The 18,257-nt window shown below is 70.9% G+C and carries 15 protein-coding genes; 10 read left to right on the top strand and 5 right to left on the bottom strand.

Going from position 1 to position 18,257, the window contains the following annotated elements; genetic code table 11:
- Positions 1-182: 182 nt before the first annotated feature.
- Both JX613_RS18685 and JX613_RS18680 read right to left on the bottom strand, forming a co-directional pair.
- On the bottom strand, positions 183-533 hold the full coding sequence (locus tag JX613_RS18685; protein WP_207102984.1) for a response regulator: 351 nt from the start codon (positions 531-533) through the stop codon (positions 183-185).
- Positions 534-545: 12 nt separating this feature from the next.
- The gene (locus JX613_RS18680) at positions 546-2,024 is read right to left on the bottom strand and encodes a sensor histidine kinase (RefSeq protein ID WP_207102983.1); all 1,479 of its coding nucleotides are present in this window, start codon (positions 2,022-2,024) and stop codon (positions 546-548) included.
- 185 nt (positions 2,025-2,209) lie between these two features.
- Here JX613_RS18680 and JX613_RS18675 point away from each other — a divergent pair, with 185 nt between their 5' ends.
- The 5 genes from JX613_RS18675 to JX613_RS18655 all read left to right on the top strand — a co-directional run bounded on the left by JX613_RS18675 (position 2,210) and on the right by JX613_RS18655 (position 10,169).
- The gene (locus JX613_RS18675; protein WP_207102982.1) at positions 2,210-2,959 is read left to right on the top strand and encodes an SDR family oxidoreductase; all 750 of its coding nucleotides are present in this window, start codon (positions 2,210-2,212) and stop codon (positions 2,957-2,959) included.
- A gap of 97 nt (positions 2,960-3,056) precedes the next feature.
- The gene (locus tag JX613_RS18670; protein WP_336512337.1) at positions 3,057-6,131 is read left to right on the top strand and encodes a response regulator; all 3,075 of its coding nucleotides are present in this window, start codon (positions 3,057-3,059) and stop codon (positions 6,129-6,131) included.
- Complete coding sequence (locus JX613_RS18665; protein ID WP_207102981.1) at positions 6,128-6,988, top strand: CheR family methyltransferase; 861 nt, start codon at positions 6,128-6,130, stop codon at positions 6,986-6,988. Before JX613_RS18670 ends, JX613_RS18665 begins: the two co-directional genes overlap by 4 nt.
- Positions 6,981-8,807 (top strand): response regulator, encoded by a 1,827-nt coding sequence (locus JX613_RS18660; protein WP_207102980.1) that lies wholly within the window; start codon positions 6,981-6,983, stop codon positions 8,805-8,807. The genes JX613_RS18665 and JX613_RS18660 overlap by 8 nt, the downstream gene beginning before the upstream one ends.
- 72 nt (positions 8,808-8,879) lie before the next feature.
- Complete coding sequence (locus JX613_RS18655; RefSeq protein ID WP_207102986.1) at positions 8,880-10,169, top strand: PQQ-dependent sugar dehydrogenase; 1,290 nt, start codon at positions 8,880-8,882, stop codon at positions 10,167-10,169.
- Between the two features lie 7 nt (positions 10,170-10,176).
- Here the strand turns inward: JX613_RS18655 and JX613_RS18650 are convergent, their stop codons facing one another.
- On the bottom strand, positions 10,177-10,338 hold the full coding sequence (locus tag JX613_RS18650; RefSeq protein WP_207102979.1) for a hypothetical protein: 162 nt from the start codon (positions 10,336-10,338) through the stop codon (positions 10,177-10,179).
- Positions 10,339-10,505: 167 nt separating this feature from the next.
- On the opposite strand from JX613_RS18650, the gene JX613_RS18645 reads away from it, so the two are divergent.
- Both JX613_RS18645 and JX613_RS18640 read left to right on the top strand, forming a co-directional pair.
- A complete protein-coding gene (locus tag JX613_RS18645; protein ID WP_207102978.1) occupies positions 10,506-11,564 on the top strand; it encodes a type III polyketide synthase in 1,059 nt (352 codons plus the stop codon).
- On the top strand, positions 11,565-12,065 hold the full coding sequence (locus JX613_RS18640; protein ID WP_237168723.1) for an isoprenylcysteine carboxyl methyltransferase family protein: 501 nt from the start codon (positions 11,565-11,567) through the stop codon (positions 12,063-12,065). It begins immediately after the preceding gene.
- Positions 12,066-12,078: 13 nt separating this feature from the next.
- Here JX613_RS18640 and JX613_RS18635 read toward each other — a convergent pair whose 3' ends face one another.
- A complete protein-coding gene (locus JX613_RS18635; protein WP_207102977.1) occupies positions 12,079-12,780 on the bottom strand; it encodes a VIT1/CCC1 transporter family protein in 702 nt (233 codons plus the stop codon).
- Positions 12,777-14,648: a heavy metal translocating P-type ATPase gene (locus JX613_RS18630; protein ID WP_207102976.1), complete on the bottom strand. Its 1,872-nt coding sequence runs from the start codon at positions 14,646-14,648 to the stop codon at positions 12,777-12,779. The genes JX613_RS18635 and JX613_RS18630 overlap by 4 nt, the downstream gene beginning before the upstream one ends.
- Positions 14,649-14,826: 178 nt before the next feature.
- On the opposite strand from JX613_RS18630, the gene JX613_RS18625 reads away from it, so the two are divergent.
- From JX613_RS18625 to JX613_RS18615, 3 genes are all read left to right on the top strand, one after another.
- Positions 14,827-15,375: a cysteine hydrolase family protein gene (locus JX613_RS18625; protein WP_207102975.1), complete on the top strand. Its 549-nt coding sequence runs from the start codon at positions 14,827-14,829 to the stop codon at positions 15,373-15,375.
- 153 nt (positions 15,376-15,528) lie between these two features.
- Positions 15,529-15,897: a hypothetical protein gene (locus JX613_RS18620; protein ID WP_207102974.1), complete on the top strand. Its 369-nt coding sequence runs from the start codon at positions 15,529-15,531 to the stop codon at positions 15,895-15,897.
- Positions 15,894-18,107, top strand: a complete 2,214-nt coding sequence (locus JX613_RS18615; protein WP_207102973.1) for a 4Fe-4S binding protein — start codon at positions 15,894-15,896, stop codon at positions 18,105-18,107. The genes JX613_RS18620 and JX613_RS18615 overlap by 4 nt, the downstream gene beginning before the upstream one ends.
- Positions 18,108-18,257: the final 150 nt, after the last annotated feature.

Raw genomic sequence — 18,257 nt, 5'->3', positions numbered from 1 at the left:
CCGGCGCAGCCCCGTCACCCCCGCCGCCGCCCGGGCGGTCGCGGGGGCCGAGGCCGAGGTTGTCGCGGCCTTCGACGCGGCGCGGCTGTCCGGCACCGACGACGCATGGGCGGATTTCACGGCGCGCTATCCCACCCATCCGCTTGCGGCCGAGGCCGCGCGCTGGCGCGGGCGCTGACCCTTCAGGCCCCGGCGGCCCGGCTTGCGATCATGGCGGCGACCTGGCCCGGGTCATAGGGCTTTTGCAGGATCGGGATGCGGGCGTAATCCCCGGCCAGTCCCGCCCGGCCATAGCCGCTGGCGAAGATGAAGGGGATGCCGCGCCGGATCAGGCAATCGGCGACCGGAAAGGACTGCTGGCCCGCCAGGTTGATGTCCAGGATCGCGAAATCGAAATCCTCCCGCTCGGCCGCGGCCAGGGCGGGTTGCAGCCGCATCATCGGCCCCACGGGGTCGTGGCCCAGGTCGGTGACGATATCCTCCAGCATCATGGCGATGAGGGCCTCGTCCTCGACGATCAGAATACGCGCCATCCCGCTCTCCGCTCAGGCAGGCTGGTCGCTGACCGCTTCGACCGAGGTGGTCAAGGTGAAGGCGATCCCCGTGGGCCTGTGGTCCATGTCCGCGCGGCCCTGCAACTGGTCGGGCAGAACCTGCAGGATCAGCCTGGACCCAAAGCCGCGGCGGTCGCTGGGGATAACGGGCGGCCCCCCGGTTTCGATCCATTCCAGCCGGAAGTCGCGGTCGGCGACCGTCCAGCGGACCTGCACGGTGCCCCCGGGCGCGGACAGCGCGCCATACTTGACGGCATTGGTCCCAAGTTCGTGCAGGGCCAGCGCGATCGAGATGGCGGCATAGGGGCCCACCCGCATCTCGGGGCCGTCCAGCCGGAAGGCGTCGGGGCCGGGATTGCGGAAGGGATGGACCGCGCTTTCCACCAGCGCCCGCAGGTCGGCGCCGTCCCAGCGTTCGCGCGTCAGCACGTCGTGGGCGCCCGACAAGGCCATGATGCGCGCCGTGATCGCGGACGCGGCCTCGCGCGGGGTGGCGGCATGGCGCAGGGTCTGGCCGACGATGGACTGGACCGCCGCCAGGGTGTTCTTGACGCGGTGGTTCAGTTCGTTGATCAGCAGGCGCTGGTGGTTTTCGCCCCGCACCCGCTCGGTCACGTCCGATCCCTGCACGAAGATATGGGCGACCGTCCCGTCCTCGTCCCGGATGGGCTGATAGACGAAATCCAGGAACCGTTCCTCCAGCGGGCCCTGGTCGCGCCATTTCAGCAGAATGCGCTGCGAGGACCGCTTGACCGCCTCGCCCGAGGTGAAGACATGGTCCAGAAGATCGAAGAAGCCCTGGTCGCCGACCTCGGGCAGGGCCTCGCGCGCGGGCAGGCCCATCACGTCGCGCCCGCCGATCAGCTTGCGGTATTCGGGATTGACCAGGGTGAAGCGGTGATCAGACCCGCTGACCATGGCCATGAAGGTCGGCGCCTGGACGAACAGGCTTTGCAGGCGCTGGAATTCCTCGCGGTTGCGGCGCTCGGCCAGGACGCGGTCGGTGGTTTCCACAACGATGGCGATCACGCCGGCGGGCCTGCCGCTTTCGTCGGGGACCGGCGAATAGTCCAGGTTCATCCAGACCTGTTCGGGATGGCCCTTGCGGTGCAGCGTCAGTTCCTGGTCCTGATAGGCCAGCGTCCCCCCGGCCAGCCCCACCTTCATCACGTGGTCGTTGAAATCCGCGACCTCGGGCCAGCCGTCGCGCACGTTCGAGCCCAGAAGCGCGGGATGGCGGGCGCCCGCAAAGACCGAATAGGCGTCGTTATAGATCATCACGCCGTCCTCGCCCCACAGCATGACCATGGGAACCGGAGAGTGGATCAGCAGCGCCGCCGCCGTTTTCAGCGATTGCGGCCATGTCTCGACCCGGCCCAGGGGGGTGTTCCCCCAGGCAAAGCCCTTGATCAGCCGCGCCACGGGCCCGTCATGCCCCAGAAAGGAAAAGGGGTCGGCGGTCTGCGTCATGGTGATCCCGGGGCCCGTGTCAGGTTCCTGGCAATAGCCGTGAAAGGCCCGCGCGCGTCAAGCCCCCGCAGGTAGCCCGGGCCGCAGGTTTGTGTCCGGGCCCAAGTTCCCGCATAATGGCCTGGCAAGGCAGATGTTTTCGACGCGCGCGCCCCCACGCGCGCGTCATCGCAAGGAGAACGGGAATGGTCGATCTTGACGGCAAGGTGGTTCTGGTCACCGGGGCCAGCCGGGGCATCGGGGCGGCGGCGGCGCTGGCCTTTGCCGAAGCGGGCGCAACCGTGGGCGTGATGGCGCGGAACCAGGACGGGGTGCGCGACCTGGCCGCCCGGATCGGCGGCATCGCGCTGGCGGGCGACGTGGCGCGGGCCGGGGACATGGAACGCGCGGTGGCGGCAATGGGGGACCGCTGGGGACGGCTGGACGTGCTGGTCAACAACGCGGGCGTGATCGGCCCCATGGCCGACATCGCCTCGGCCGACCCGACAGTCTGGGGGCAGGCCATCGACATCAACCTGAAGGGGGTCTTCCACGGGATGCGCGCGGTGCTGCCGATGATGCGGGCGCAGGGCGGCGGCACGGTCCTGACCGTGGGATCGGGCGCGGCCCATGCCCCCAGGGAGGGGTGGAGCGCCTATTGCGCCAGCAAGGCGGGCGCCTGGATGCTGACCCGCGCCCTGGACCACGAGGCGCGCGCCCAAGGCATCCGCGCCATCAGCCTGTCGCCCGGCACGGTCGCCACCGACATGCAGGCCGCGATCCGCCAAAGCGGGATCAACCCGATCAGCCAGCTTGACTGGTCGGTCCACATCCCCCCCGAATGGCCCGCCCGCGCGCTGGTCTGGCTGTGCGGACCGGGCGGCGACGCCTTTCTGGGCGACGAGGTGTCGCTGCGCGACGAAACCATCCGCCGCCGCCTGGGCCTTGCGGCCTGACCTGCGATCCCTGTGACAAGACGGGCGGAACCGCAGCCCAGGGCGCCGCGTTCGGCGCTGGCCGTTTTTCGGCCAAGGCGGCCCTGAAGGAGAGATTGTGACGAAGACCAAAGACCTGGCGATCCTGTCCGTGATCGTCATCGTGATATGCGGCGTGTTCGTTCTTGACCTTTATGTCCCCCTGGGAACGGCGGTCTGGCTTCTCTACATCCTTCCGCTCGCCTTCAGCTTTTCGGCCAGCCAGCCCTGGGTGCCGCTGCTTGCGGCGGTGCTGTCCTGCGTGGCGATGGCGGCGGGGTTCTTCATGGACCTGGGCGCGCCGGGCATCCCGACCCATGTGGCGGCCATCAACCGGTCCCTGGCGGGCGGGGTTTACCTGATCCTGGGGGCCACGGGCCGGCTTCTGATCCGCAACCGCCAGATCCTGGCGCGCGAGGCCTGGCTGCGCGAGGGGGAAACCGCCCTGTCGCAGGCCGTCCAGGGCGACCCGACGGCGGACCAGCTGGGCCAGCGCATCCTGTCGGCCCTGGCCGAACGCATCGGGGCGCGCGCCGCCCTGGCCTGTTCGGCAAGCGGCGGGGGGATCCGCCAGCTTGCCACCTGGGGGGTGGACCAGTCGGTGCTGGCCGGGCGCGACGGCGCGCCCGACGGCCACCTGGCCCGCTGCCTGGCCGAGGGCCGGGCCGTCCGCCTGACGCTTGCGCCCGACCAGGCCCTGGGATGGGCCTCGGGCCTGTCGCGGGGCCGGGCGGCGCAGGCGCTGATCGTGCCGCTGCGCGAAGGACACCGCATCGAGGGGCTGCTGGAATTCGGCTTCGACAGCCCGCCCCCCGACCGCGTGGCCGAACTGCTGGACCGCCTGTCCGAACGGCTGGCCCTGGCCCTGCGATCCGCCGAATACCGCGAGCGCCTGCAGGAACTGCTGGAGGAAACCCGCCGCCAGGCCGAGGAACTGCGCAGCCATGCCGAGGAACTGGCCGCCAGCAACGAGGAACTGGAGGAGCAGAGCCGCGCGCTTCAGGACAGCCAGCGCCGGCTGGAGGAACAGCAGGCCGAACTGGAACAGCAGAACAGCCAGCTTGAAATCCAGACGCAGGAACTTGAGGACCAGCGCGACGCCCTGGCCCGCTCGCGCCGCCAGCTTGAGGCGAAGACGGTCGAGCTGGCCCGCGAAAGCCGCTACAAGTCCGAATTCGTGGCCAACATGTCCCACGAATTGCGCACGCCGCTGAACGCGCTGTTGATCATGTCGCGGCTGCTGGCCGAAAACCGGGGCCGCAACCTGTCGGACGAACAGATCCGCTGGGCGGAAACCATCGAAAGTTCCGGCAAGGATCTGCTGGCGCTGATCAACGACATCCTGGACCTGTCCAAGATCGAGGCGGGCAAGATGGACCTGGCCGCCGACACGGTCGATCCGCAGGCGGTGGCGGGCAAGCTGGTGCGCGCCTTCGGGGAACAGGCCCGCGCCAAGGGGCTGGATCTCTCGGCCAAGGTCGCGCCGGGCACGCCTTCCATCCAGACCGATCCGGCGCGGCTGGAACAGGTCTTGCGCAACTTCCTGTCGAACGCGCTGAAATTCACCGAACGAGGCCGCGTCACGGTGCAGGTCGCGCCGGTGGACGGCGGTGTCGCCTTTTCCGTCACCGACACCGGCATCGGCATCGACGAGGACCAGCAGGCCGCCGTGTTCGAGGCCTTCCGCCAGGCCGACGGCACCATATCCCGCCGCTTCGGGGGAACCGGCCTGGGGCTGTCGATTTCCCGGCAACTGGCGGACCTGCTGGGCGGGCGGATCACGCTGGAAAGCGCCAAGGGGCGCGGCAGCACCTTCACGCTGGTCCTGCCCGTCGCGCCCGAAGGCCACGTTGCCGCACAGCCGGACCCCCTGCCCGCCCCCGCGGCGGACAAGCCCGACGACGCCCCCGCGCCGCTGGCGGCCCTGCCCGGCCTGACCGACGACCGCGACCGCATCCAGCCCGGCGACCGCGTGATGCTGGTGGTGGAAGACGACCCGGCCTTCGCCGGCGTCCTTTACGACCTGGCCCGTGAACTGGGCTTCCGCTGCGTCTGCGTGGACCGGGCCGACGACGCGGTGCGCGCCGCCCGCCGCTTCCTGCCCCAGGCCATCGTCCTGGACATCCGCCTGCCCGACCATTCCGGCCTGTCCGCGCTGGACCGGCTGAAGCGCGACGTGGCCACGCGCCACATCCCCGTCCATGTCATCTCGGCCGAGGATTACACGCGCGAGGCGCTGGCCCAGGGGGCCATCAGCTATATGCTGAAGCCCGTGGCCCGCGACCAGCTGGAAACCACCATCCGCAACCTGGAACAGCGCCTGACCGGCCGGTTGCGCCGCGTCCTGATCGTCGAGGACGACCCCGCCCAGATGGAGGGGCTGCGCGCCCTTCTGGCCTCGGACGAGGTGGAAACCATCGGCGCGGGCACCGCCGCCGAGGCCCTGCGCATCTGCCGCAGCCAGACGGTCGATTGCATCGTGCTGGACATGACGCTGCCCGACGCGTCCGGTTTCGACCTGCTGGAACAGCTGGACGCCGACGGCACGGCGGCCTTCCCGCCGGTCATCGTCTATACCGCCCGCGCCCTGGACGAGGCCGAGGAACAGCGCCTGCGCCGGTATTCCAAGTCGATCATCATCAAGGGCGCGAAATCGCCCGAACGCCTGATCAACGAGGTGACGCTGTTCCTGCACCAGGTGGTGTCCGACCTGCCCGCCCGCCAGCGGGAAATGCTGGCCGCGTCGCTCAACCGCGACGCGCAACTGGAAGGCCGCCGCATCCTGGTGGTGGAAGACGACATCCGCAACGTCTATGCCCTGACCGGCGTCTTTGAACCCCACGGCGCCACCGTCCAGATCGCGCGCAACGGGCGCGAGGCGCTGGAGGCCCTGGGCCGCATCAACGACGGGGCCGCGCCCAAGGTGGACCTGGTGCTGATGGACGTGATGATGCCGGAAATGGACGGGCTGACCGCCACGCGGGAAATCCGCAAGATCGACCGCTGGAAGACGCTGCCCATCATCATGCTGACCGCCAAGGCCATGGCCGAGGACCAGAACCGCTGCATCGAAGCGGGGGCGAACGATTACCTGTCAAAGCCCCTGGACGTGGACAAGCTCTTGTCCCTGACCCGCGTCTGGATGCCGCGATGAGCCTGCCGCCCGTCCCGGCCGGTCCCGCCGAGGCCATCGAACTGGACCTGTTCCTGGAAGCCCTGCACCGGCGCTGGCATTACGACTTCCGGTCCTATTCCCGGGCCTCGCTGGTCCGGCGGGTGGAGCTGGCGCGCGAAAGGCTGGGCTGCGCCACGCTGTCGGACCTGCAGGGGCGCGTCCTGCGCGACGAAACCGTGCTGCCCGACGTGCTGGACGCCATGACCGTGCAGGTCAGCGAATTGTTCCGCGATCCCGATTACTTCCTGTCGCTGCGCCGGAACGTGGTCCCGCACCTGCGCACCTTCCCCTCGCTCAAGGTCTGGGTGGCGGGCTGCGCGGATGGCGAGGAACTGTATTCCCTGGCGATCCTGCTGCGCGAGGAAGGCCTGCTGGACCGCACCATCTTCTATGCGACGGAAATCAACCGCCGCGCCCTGGCGCGGGCCGAGGCGGGCGTTTATCCCATCGACCGCCTGCCCGCCTTTTCGCAGAACTACCAGCGCGCGGGGGGCACGGGGACGCTGGCCGACCATTACACCGCCGCCTATGGCCGGGTGGCCTTTGACCGCCGCCTGCGGGCGCGCACGGTCTTTACCGAACACAGCCTGGCCACCGACCAGGTGTTTTCCGAAGTCCACCTGATTTCCTGCCGCAACGTGCTGATCTATTTCGACAGCCCGTTGCAGGACCGCGCCTTGGGCCTGTTCGCCGGAGGGCTGACGCGCGGCGGCTTTTTGGGCCTCGGATCGCACGAAACGCTGCGCTTTTCGTCCCACGCCGCGTCCTTTGCCGCCTTTGACGAGCCTTGCCGGATCTGGCGGCGCGTGGCAAGCGTGGGGGATGCCCATGCCTGACAGCCCCATCCGCTTCCTGATCGTCGATGACATCGCCGAAAACATCCAGGCGCTGGACGCGCTGTTGCGCCGCGACGGGCTGGTGGTCGATCACGCCCGGTCCGCCACCGAGGCGCTGGAACTGATGCTGGTCCACGACTATGCGCTGGCCTTCCTGGATGTCCACATGCCGGGCACCGACGGCTATGAGCTGGCCGAACTGATGCGGTCCATCGAACGCACGCGCGGCGTGCCGATCATCTTCGTGACCGCCGCCGAACGGGACGAAACGCGCCGCTTCCGGGGATACGAGGCGGGCGCGGTCGATTACATCTTCAAGCCCATCGACCCGGTGGTGCTGAAATCCAAGGCCGAGGTGTTCTTCCGCATCGGCCAGCAGGCCCGCGACCTGCAACAGCAGCGCGACGAGATGGAGCGGATCGCGCGCGACCGCGACCGCGCCGCCAACCGGCTGCGCGCCCATACCGACAACTCGCCCCTGGCCTTCGTGACGCTGGACCAGGATCTGGTCATCCGCGACTGGTCGCAAGGTGCGGAACGCATGTTCGGATCGCCCGCCGCCGCCGTGATGGGCCGTCCCGCGCTGGATTGCGGCTGGCTGGACCCGGCGGGTGCGGCCACCCTGCGCGACTGGCTTTCCCCCGCCGACGGGGCGGCGCCGCGCCATTCGACGGAAATTCCCCTGGGCCATGCCAGCCGGGGCCCGATCCCCTGCGCGATCTACGGATCCATCCTGGTGGACGGAGGGCGGCGCACGCTGTCGCTGCAGATCCTCGACATCACCGACCGCAAGCGGGCCGAGGAGGTGCGGTCCCTGCTGATCGGGGAACTGAACCACCGCATCAAGAACACCCTGGCGAACGTCCAGGCCATCGCCCGGCAGGGCCTGCGCCGGTCCACCGGGCTTGACGATTTCGAACAAAGCTTCAACGGCCGCCTGCAAGCCCTGTCGCGCGCCCATTCGATCCTGTCGGAAACGACCTGGGCCAGCGCGCCCCTGGACCGGGTGATCGACGACCTGATCCGCGTGGGCACCCTGGACGGCGACCGCCTGCGCCGCAGCGGCCCGCCGGTCGAACTGACCCCCGACACGATGCTGCGCATGGCGCTGGCGCTGCACGAACTGGCGACCAACGCCGTCAAGTACGGCGCGCTGTCGGTCCCCGACGGCACCGTGCATCTGGACTGGACCCCGCAGGGCGGCGGCATCTGCCTGCGCTGGCGCGAAGCGGGCGGCCCCCCGGTCGCGCCCCCGTCCCGGGGCGGCTTCGGGTCGGACCTGATCGCCGCCGTGGCGGGCGGAGAGGAAGGCGCCGTCACCGCCGACTGGCAGCCCGGCGGCGTCGTCTGGACGATCCGGTTGCGCGACGGCGTCAGCCCGCTGGGCACGGAAGCCGCCCCCGCCCCCGGGTCCACGGAACCCGCCAGCGCCCCCGCGACGGGCCTGGACGGCTGCACCGTCCTTGTGGTCGAGGACGAGCCCCTGGTCGCCATGGACATCCGGTCCGAGCTTGAGGACGCGGGCGCGGGCCCCGTCCGCATCGCCCGCACGGTCGATGCCGCGCTTTCCGCCCTGGCGGAAGCCCGGTTCGACCTGGCGCTGCTGGACGGGAACCTGAAGGGACGGCCGGTCGATGCGGTGGCCCAGCGGCTGCGGCAATCGCGGATCCCCTTCTGCTTCGTGTCGGGTTATGGCCGGGAACACCTGCCCCCCGGCTTTGACGACGCGCCCTTGATCCAGAAGCCCTTCGCCCCCGCCGCGCTGCGGCTGGTCCTGGCGGACCTTCTTTGTCCCCCGCCCGCCCGCGCGGCGGAATGACGGCCGTCCCGCCCGGTTGACTGCCCGCCCCGCTGCTGTAGCCTGCCCTGGCAACAAGGCGGGGCGCGGATGATGGATTTCCTGGCAAAGGCGACGGCACTGGTCGGCGGCACCATGGTGGCGATGCGGCGCTTTGGCGCGCCCCGGACGCAGGCCCTGGGCGCGGCCCCCGCCATTCCCCCGGCGCGCAAGCAGGGCATCATGACCCTGAAGATGCCCACGGCGGCAGGCTGGGCGCCCGGCCATGTGCCCGACGCAGCCCCCGGCCTGAAGGTCGCGGCCTTCGCCACGGGCCTGGATCATCCCCGCTGGACCCTGGTTCTGCCCAACGGCGACGTGCTGGTGGCCGAATCCAAGGAACAGCCCGCGCCCCCCCGCACGCTGATGGACCGCGCGGCCCAGGCCACCATGCGCCGCGCCCGCGCCATCGGCACCAGCGCCAACCGCATCAGCCTGTGGCGCGACCGGGACGGCGACGGCGTGGCCGAGATCCGCGAGGTCTTTCTGGACGGCCAGAACCAGCCCTTCGGCATGGCGCTGGTGGACGGCACCTTCTACGTCGGCAACACCGACGGCATCGTGGCCTTTCCCTATCAGGACGGCCAGACGCGGCTGGACGGCCCGGGCCGCAGGCTGGTGGACTTCAAGCCCGGCGGCCACTGGACGCGCAGCCTGATCGCCTCGCCCGATGGAAGGCGGATCTATGCGGGGGTCGGATCGCTCAGCAATATCGGCGACAAGGGGATGGAGGCCGAGGAAGGCCGCGCCGCCATCTGGGAACTGGACCTGGCCAGCGGCAAGGCCCGCATCTTCGCATCCGGGCTGCGCAACGCCGTGGGGATGGCCTGGGAACCCTCGACGGGCGTGCTGTGGACGGTGGTGAACGAACGCGACGGGTTGGGCGACGAGACCCCGCCCGACTACCTGACATCCGTGCAGGACGGGGGCTTTTACGGCTGGCCTTACTGCTATTGGGGCCAGACCGTCGACGACCGCGTTCCCCAAAGGTCGGACCTGGTGGCGCGCGCGATCACGCCGGACTATGCCCTGGGCGGGCATACCGCGTCCCTGGGCCTGTGCTGGATGCCCGAGGGCACGCTGCCGGGCTTTGGCGCGGGCATGGCGATCGGCCAGCATGGGTCGTGGAACCGCTCGACCCTCAGCGGCTATCGGGTGATCTTCGTGCCCTTCGCGGGGGGGCGTCCTTCGGGTCCGCCGCGCGACCTGCTGTGGGGCTTTCTGTCGGGCGACGAACGGCAGGCCTTTGGGCGTCCCGTGGGGGTCGCGGTGGGGCCGGACGGGCGTTCGCTGCTGGTGGCCGACGATGTGGGCAATGCCGTCTGGCGCGTCAGCGGGGCCTGAACCGGCGCTATTCCGTCGGGTCGTCGCTGGCCGGGGCGGGGGTGGACCGGGGGTCGTAAACGGGCTGGCGCGCGCTGCCCGAGGGCGGGATCGGCCCGCCCCCCTTGCGCAACGAGGGGCGCGTGGTCTGGTCCTTGTCCCCGTCCCTGTCCTTTTCCGCATCACGCATCGGGGCCTCCTGTGCCGGGTGTCGGGGTGCAACCGCCGGGGGGGCGGGGTTGTTCCCCCCGGGCGCGCGGGATCCCGTCACCGAAAAGTGCTTGGGGCCCGCGGGGCCGTCCCGCCCGCGCCGCGCGTTCCGCCGGCATGCGTCGCCTGTTGCAAGGGTTCCCCGACATGATTTCACCGGCCCCCCTCGACCCGCCCCGGCTGCTGTCCCTGGCCACGGCGGTCCCGCCCGAGGTGCTGGTCCAGGACGATGTGATCCGGGAATCCCGCGCCCTGCTGGGGCATCGCTTTGCCCAGTTCGACCGCCTTGCCCCCGCGTTCGAGAACGCGGGCATCGACACGCGTCATTCGGTCGTGCCCCTGGACTGGTTCCGCCAGCCGCATGGCTGGACCGACCGCACCCGGGCCTATGCGGCGGGCGCGGCCCGGCTGTTTTGCGAGGCGGCGGGCAAGGCGCTGGACCGGGCGGGGCTGACGGCGGCGCAGGTGGATGCCGTGGTGACGGTATCCTCGACCGGGATCGTCACCCCGACGCTCGAGGCGCTGGCCGCCGCCCCCATGGGCTTTCGCGCGGACGTGATGCGCGTGCCGGTGTTCGGCCTTGGCTGCGCGGGGGGCGTGTCGGGGCTGGCCATCGCGCGCGACCTGGCGCTGGCCCGGCCCGGCGCGGTGGTGCTGATGGTCGCGGTGGAAACCTGCACCCTGCTGTTCCGCCTGGACCGGCTGACCAAGGCCGACATCATCGCCACCGCGCTGTTTGGCGACGGCGCGGCGGCCGCCGTGCTGCGGGCGGGCCATGACGGCGACGCGGGCAGGCCCGAACTGGGCCCGGGCCGCCAGCACATGTGGCCCGACACCCTGGGCATCATGGGCTGGACGGTCGAGGAAACCGGCCTGGGCGTGGTCTTCGACCGCTCGATCCCCGCATTCGCCGAAACCGAGCTGCGCGCGGCCCTGGACGCCCTGACCCCCGGCCGGGCGGTGGACCGCCATGTCTGCCATCCGGGCGGGGCCAAGGTCATCACCGCCCTGGAAAGCACGCTGGACCTGGCCCCCGGCACGCTGGACGCCGAACGGCAGGTGCTGGCCCGCTGCGGCAACATGTCCGCGCCCACCGTGCTGTTCGTGCTGGAATCCGTGCTGCAATCGGGCCAGCGCGGCGAGCTGCTTGCGCTGGCCCTGGGGCCGGGCTTCACGCTGTCGATCCTGCCGATCCGGGTGGCCTGAATGGAGCCCGTGAACCCCGCCGCCCTGGCCTTCATCGCCTTCCTGCTGCTGCAACGCGGGGCGGAACTGGTCCTGGCGCGCCGCAACACCCGCGCCCTGCTGGCGCGCGGGGCGGTCGAACACGGCGCGTCCCATTACCCGCTGATCGTGATGCTGCACGCGGCCTGGCTGCTGGCGATCTGCGCGGGCGGCTGGTCCCGTCCGGTCGATCCCGTCTGGCTGGCGGTCTTTGCCGTCCTGCAACTGGGCCGCCTGTGGGTGCTGGCAAGCCTCGGCCCGCGCTGGACCACGCGCATCATCGTCCTGGACGAACCGCTGGTCCGGCGCGGCCCCTATCGCTGGATCGCCCATCCCAACTATGCCGTGGTGGTGGCGGAAATCGCCGTGGCGCCCCTGGTCCTGGGCCTGTGGCCGGTGGCCGTCGTCTTCAGCGTCCTGAACGCGGCGGTGCTGGCGATCCGCATCCGGGCCGAGGCGGGGGCGCTGGCGGGCCTGCGCTGACCCGGGCCGCCCCTTAACCCGCGCCCGCCCCGAACAGCGCGCCGGTCAGGGCGGTCGCGGCCATGGCAAGCGCCCCCCAGAAGCCCACGCGCAGCATCCCGCGCCCTGCGCCCGCACCCCCTGCAAAGGCGCCCAGGGCCCCCAGCACCACCAGCGCCAGCAGCGTGGCCCCGGCCACGGTGACGGGGATCCACCCCTCGGGCGCCAGCGGCACCACCGCCAGCGGCACCACCGCCCCCGCGGCAAAGGTCAGGGCCGAGACGACCGCCGCCTGGACCGGACGGGCCGTCACGATTTCGGAAATCCCCAGCTCGTCACGGGCATGGGCGCCAAGCGCATCCCGTGCGGTCAACTGCACCGCGACCTGCCGGGCCAGATCGGGATCCAGACCGCGCGCTTCATAGATCCCCGCCAGTTCCTCAAGCTCGGCCTCGGGCGTCTCGGCCAGCTCGCGGCGTTCGCGCGCCAGGTCGGCCCGTTCGGCATCCGACTGCGAACTGACCGAGACATATTCGCCCGCCGCCATCGACATCGCCCCCGCCACCAGCCCGGCAAGCCCCGCCAGCAGGACATCGCCCCGCCCGGTTCCCGCCGCGCCCACCCCGACGATCAGGCTGGCGGTCGAGACGATGCCGTCATTGGCCCCCATCACGGCGGCGCGAAGCCAGCCGATGCGCTGGACCCGGTGGGTTTCGGAATGGACTGGACGGATCATGCGGTTGCCTCGTGCTGCGGAAAGGGTGTGGATGGGGCTTCGGGCGGCGCGATGCGCAGCGCCCGCAGCGCGTTCAGGATCACGGCCACGTCGATCGCTTCCTGGATCAGCGCGCCCTGCACCGGGGTCAGGTATCCCAGGGCGGCGGCGATCATGCCCGCGACCGACAGGCCGATCCCCGCGGCCACGCTTTGCAGCGCGATGGCGCGGGCGCGGCGCGCGATGTCCACCCCCAGGGCGATGCGGTCGATGCGGTCCACCAGCAGCACCACATCGGCGGCCTCGGCGCTGGCGGCGGCGCCGCGCGCGCCCATGGCGACCCCCACATCGGCGGCGGCCAGGGCGGGCGCGTCGTTCACGCCGTCGCCCACCATCATCACCGGGCCGTTCCTGCGCTCGGCCCCGACCAGCAGCACCTTGCCGTCGGGCGTCAGCCCCGCGCGGATGCCGTCAAGGCCAAGCCCCTGGGTGACGCGGCGGGCCACGTCGTCCCGGTCGCCGGTCGCCAGCAGGATCCGGGCGATGCCCTGGCCGCGCAGGCGGGCCAGCATCCCGGCCGCGCCCTTTCGCAGGGGATCGGACATCACCAGATGCCCGGCCATGCGGCCATCCACCCCCACGGCGACCGTCACCGCCCCCGGGGCCGCGTCAAGGGGATCGCCCGCCGCCCCGTCAAGCTGGCCCGCGACAAAGCCCTGGCCCCCCACCGCGACCCGGCACCCGTCGAGGGTGCCCGTCACCCCCTCTCCGGGCACCTCGGCCACGTCGCGGGGGACGGGCAAGGGCAGGCCGCGGTCGCGCGCGGCCTGGACGATGGCCTGGGCCACCGGATGCTTGGACACCTGGTCCAGCGCGGCGGCCAGGCGCAGCACATCGTCGGGGGCCATGCCGCCCCGCGCGTCGATCCGCACGATCTGCGGGCGCCCGTCGGTCAGGGTGCCGGTCTTGTCCAGGACCAGCGTGCGGATGCGGGCCATCGCCTCCAGCGGCCCGGCGCCCTTGACCAGCACGCCGAAATGCGCGGCGCGCGACAGGCCCGCGACCAGCGCCACGGGCACCGCCAGGATCAGCGGGCAGGGCGTCGCCACCACCAGCACCGCCACCGCGCGGACCGGATCACCGGTGAACCACCAGGCGGCAAAGGCGATGGCGACCGTGACCGCCAGGAAACCCAGCGACCAGCGGTCGGCCAGCCGCGACATGGGCGCCTTGGACCGCTGCGCTTCCTCGACCAGGCGGACGATCCCGGCATAGGTGCTGTCCCGGGCCCCGCGCAGGGCCACCAGGTCGAAGGCGTCGCCCGCATTGGTCGCCCCGCTCAGCGCCTCGGCCCCCCGGTCCAGGCGCACGGGCAGCGACTCGCCCGTCAGGGGCGAGGTATCCAGGAAGGCCGTGCCCGAGGCGACCTGCCCGTCCACCGGCACCACGTCGCCCTGCCGGATCAGCAGCCGGTCCCCCGGCGCAACGGCGTCCAGGGCCACCTCCTCCAGCCGTCCGTCGATGTGGCGGGTGGCGGTGCGGGGGACGCGGGACAAGAGGTCGCGCATCTCGCGCCGGGCGCGCCCTTCGGCAAAGGCTTCCAGGAAGGTGCCGCCGGAATACATCAGGGCCACGATGGCGGCGGCGAGAGCCTCGCCCAGCAGCATGGCCGCCGACATGGACAGCGCCGCGACGATGTCGAGGCCCACCTCGCGCCGCAAAAGGCTGCGCCCGATCTCGGCCAGAAGGGCGGCCAGCACGGGCAGGGAACCGGCCAGCCAGGCGGCGTGCGCCAGATCCGCCCGCCCCCCGCCCTGAAGGACCAGCCCCGCGCCAAGTCCCGCCAGCGCCACCGCCAGAAGCAGCGTCCCCGGGCGGGTTGCCCCCATGTCCTGCACCAGCCGTTCCCCCTTTGCGATCTTTCGCCCGCAGCATTCCGCAACCGCGCACCGGCGTCGAGTCCCCGCCTTGTCGCAGGCCGTCCCCGTCCGAATTGCCCATAGGCCGATCCCGGCGGCGCGGCTATCCTTGCCCCATCTGCAACCGGAACAGCGAAAGGCAAGACCCATGAGCAAGCGCGCCGTCGTGGTCATCGACATCCAGAACGACTATTTCCCCAATGGCCGATACGAACTTGTCGGGATCGAGGAAGCCGCCGCCAACGCCGCCCGGATCATCGCGGACGCCCGCGCCCGGGGCGAGCGGGTGATCCATGTCCAGCACGTCTTTCCCAGCGGCGACGCGCCCTTCTTCACCCCCGGATCCGACGGCACCGACATCAACGCCACCGTGGCCCCCCGCGCGGGCGAGACGGTCGTGGTGAAGAACCATCCCAACCCCTTCCTGAAGACCGACCTGAAGCAGATCCTGGACAGCGACGGCATCGACGAGGTGGTCGTGGTCGGCGCCATGAGCCACATGTGCATCGACGCGACCGCCCGCGCGGCCAGCGATTACGGCTTCAAGACCACCGTGGTCGAGGATGCCTGCGCCACGCGCGACCTGGAACACAAGGGCGTCACCGTGCCGGCGGCGGCGGTCCATGCGGCGATGATGTCGGCCCTGGGCTTTGCCTATGCGACGGTGACGGAGACCGACAGCTTCCTGCGCGGCTGATCGCCGGGGCGTCCGGGCTGCGGGCGGGGTGCCTTTTTTCCCGGCAGACTGTTGACGGATTGCATGGCGTGCATTTCAATGCCCGGTGTGCAACCTGTTGGCTGTTTGATGTAACGCAAAGACGCCCCCCATCCTGCGGCCTAAGGGAAGCCCATGACACGCGCGAACCGTTCCTTCCTTTTGCGGCTTTGCCTGGCGATCCTGCCGGTGCTGATGCTGCTTGCGGGCGGCACGGGCTTCGCGCCCCCGGCCGGGGCCATGGCGGTCGTCCTGTGCGGCGACGGCGCGATGAAGACCGTCATGGTCGATCCCGGCACGGGCCACGATCCGCAGGATTGCCGCGACTGTCCGGCCTGCACGCCGCCGATGCCCGCCGTCCTGGCGCAGGCCGAAGGCCCCGCGCGCGGGGCGGGTTGGCGGCCCGTCCTTCACCCGCAGGGGGCCACCCCCGCCCTTCTTTCCCACACGGCACCGGGGCCCTTGTCCCGCGCGCCGCCGCATTCCGACGGGCTGATTGCATGACCCTTTTCCGCCTTTTGCCCCGCCTGCTGCCGGTCCTGATCTGCCTGGCGATGCTGGCCCCCCTGCCCGCCGCCGCGCAATCGGTGCTGGCGCAACTGCTGCCCGACCAGGCCGCGTCCGACCTGGTGCCGGGGGCCGAGGGCTTTGGCCCGATCCGCGACGACCTGGCCGTGGCCCCCGTGCTGAAGGGCGGGGAAACCGTGGCCTGGGCCTTTGTCACCTCGGATTTCGTGGGCACCACCGGCTATTCCGGAAAGCCCATCCACACGCTGATCGCCGTGGACCCGGACGCGAAGATCGCGGGCGTGCGGCTGGTCAAGCATTCCGAACCCATCGTGCTGATCGGCATCCCCGAGGCCAAGGTCCGCGCCCTGGTCGAGGGCTACAAGGGCCTGGACCTGGTCGCCGAGGCGCAGTCGGGCGGCACCACGCATGACGTGGACATCATCTCGGGCGCGACGGTCACGGTGATGGTGATCGACGATTCCGTGATCCGCTCGGGCCTCAAGGTCGCGCGCGCGCTTGGCCTGGGCGGCCTCGCCCCCGAGGCCGCAGCCGCCGGCCCGCGCTTCGAAATCGACCCGGCGGCCACCGCCCCCGCCGACTGGGCCACGATGGAAGGCGACGGCACCCTGCGCCGCCTGGTCCTGGACGTGGGCCAGGTGAACGGGGCCTTTGCCGCCAATCCCGACACCCGCGCCGCCGAACGCGCCCTGACGGAACCGCCCGAGACGACCTTCATCGACATGCAGGTGGCGCTTGTGTCCGTCCCCGGCATCGGCCGCGCGATCCTGGGCGAGGCGGCGGACGGGAACCTGCGCGGCTGGCTGGGGGACGGCGACCAGGCCATCGCGGTCTTCGGCCAGGGTCTTTATAGCTTCAAGGGGTCGGGCTATGTGCGCGGCGGCATCTTCGACCGGATCGTGCTGATCCAGGACGACGTGTCGGTCCGCTTCCGCGACCGCGACCACCGCCGCCTGAACGGCATCGCCGCCGAAGGCGCGCCCGCATTCACGGAAACGGACCTGTTCCGCATCCCGGCGGGCACCGGGTTCGATCCGACCAAACCCTTCCGCCTGCAACTGCTGGTGCAGCGCAATGTCGGGCCGATCGAGAAGGTCTTCACGACCTTCGATCTGGCCTATGACCTGCCCCGGCAATACCTGCGCCCCATCGCGGCCCCCGCGCCCGTGGCCGCCCCCGCCGCAGCCGCCCCCGTCGCGGCCGAGGAAAGCCAGGCCCAGGCCGAGCTGTGGAAGCGCATCTGGCTGGATTCGCGCGCCAGGATCGCCGTTCTGGGCGTCATGCTGCTGGTGCTGACAGGGGTGTTCTTCTTCCAGCATTACGCGGTCCGCAACGAACGCCGCTTCTACATCTTCCGCATGATCTATCTGGCGGCCACGCTGGTGGTGCTGGGCTGGATGTTCAACGCGCAGCTGTCGGTCGTCAACATCATGGCGCTGACCGGCGCGCTGGTCACGGGCTTCAGCTGGCAGGCCTTCCTGCTGGATCCGCTGACCTTCATCCTGTGGTTCGCGGTGGCCGCCGCCCTGCTGTTCTGGGGACGCGGGGCCTATTGCGGCTGGCTGTGCCCCTTTGGCGCGCTGCAGGAACTGACCAACCAGGTCGCGCGCAAGCTGCGCATCCCGCAATGGACCCTGCCCTGGGGCCTGCACGAACGGCTGTGGCCGCTGAAATACATGATCTTCCTGGGGCTGTTCGGCGTGTCGCTGATGAGCGTGGAACAGGCCGAGCATCTGGCCGAGGTCGAGCCCTTCAAGACCGCGATCATCCTGAAATTCGTGCGCGCCTGGCCCTTTGTCGCCTATGCCGTGGCGCTGCTGGTGGCCGGACTGTTCGTGGAACGGTTCTATTGCCGGTATCTGTGCCCGCTGGGCGCGGCGCTGGCGATCCCCGCGCGGATCCGCATGTTCGACTGGCTGAAACGCTATCACGAATGCGGCAATCCCTGCCAGATCTGCGCCCATGAATGCCCCGTGCAGGCGATCCATCCGACCGGGGAAATCAACCCCAACGAATGCGTCAACTGCCTGCACTGCCAGGTGCTCTATCACTCGCCCAAGGTTTGTCCCGTCGTCATCAAGAAGGTGAAGCGGCGCGACAAGCTGGCGGCAAGCGCGGTCCCCGACCTGGGACGGCCCCCCGCGGGCCACCCGAACGCGGCCCGCGTCACCGAACCCACTATCTGAAACCGAAGGAGATGACGATGGACCTCAACGAACGGAAGGGCCTCAGCCGCCGGATGCTGCTGGGCGCGACGGCGGGGGGTGCTGCGGCCGCCACCGCGTTCGGCGGGCGGCTGGCGCTTGGCCTGGGGGGCGCCGCGGGCGTGGCCGCCG

This window comes from Paracoccus shandongensis (assembly GCF_017315735.1).
In the GTDB taxonomy this organism is placed as follows: domain Bacteria; phylum Pseudomonadota; class Alphaproteobacteria; order Rhodobacterales; family Rhodobacteraceae; genus Paracoccus; species Paracoccus shandongensis.
This window is presented reverse-complemented; position numbering and strand designations above follow the sequence as displayed.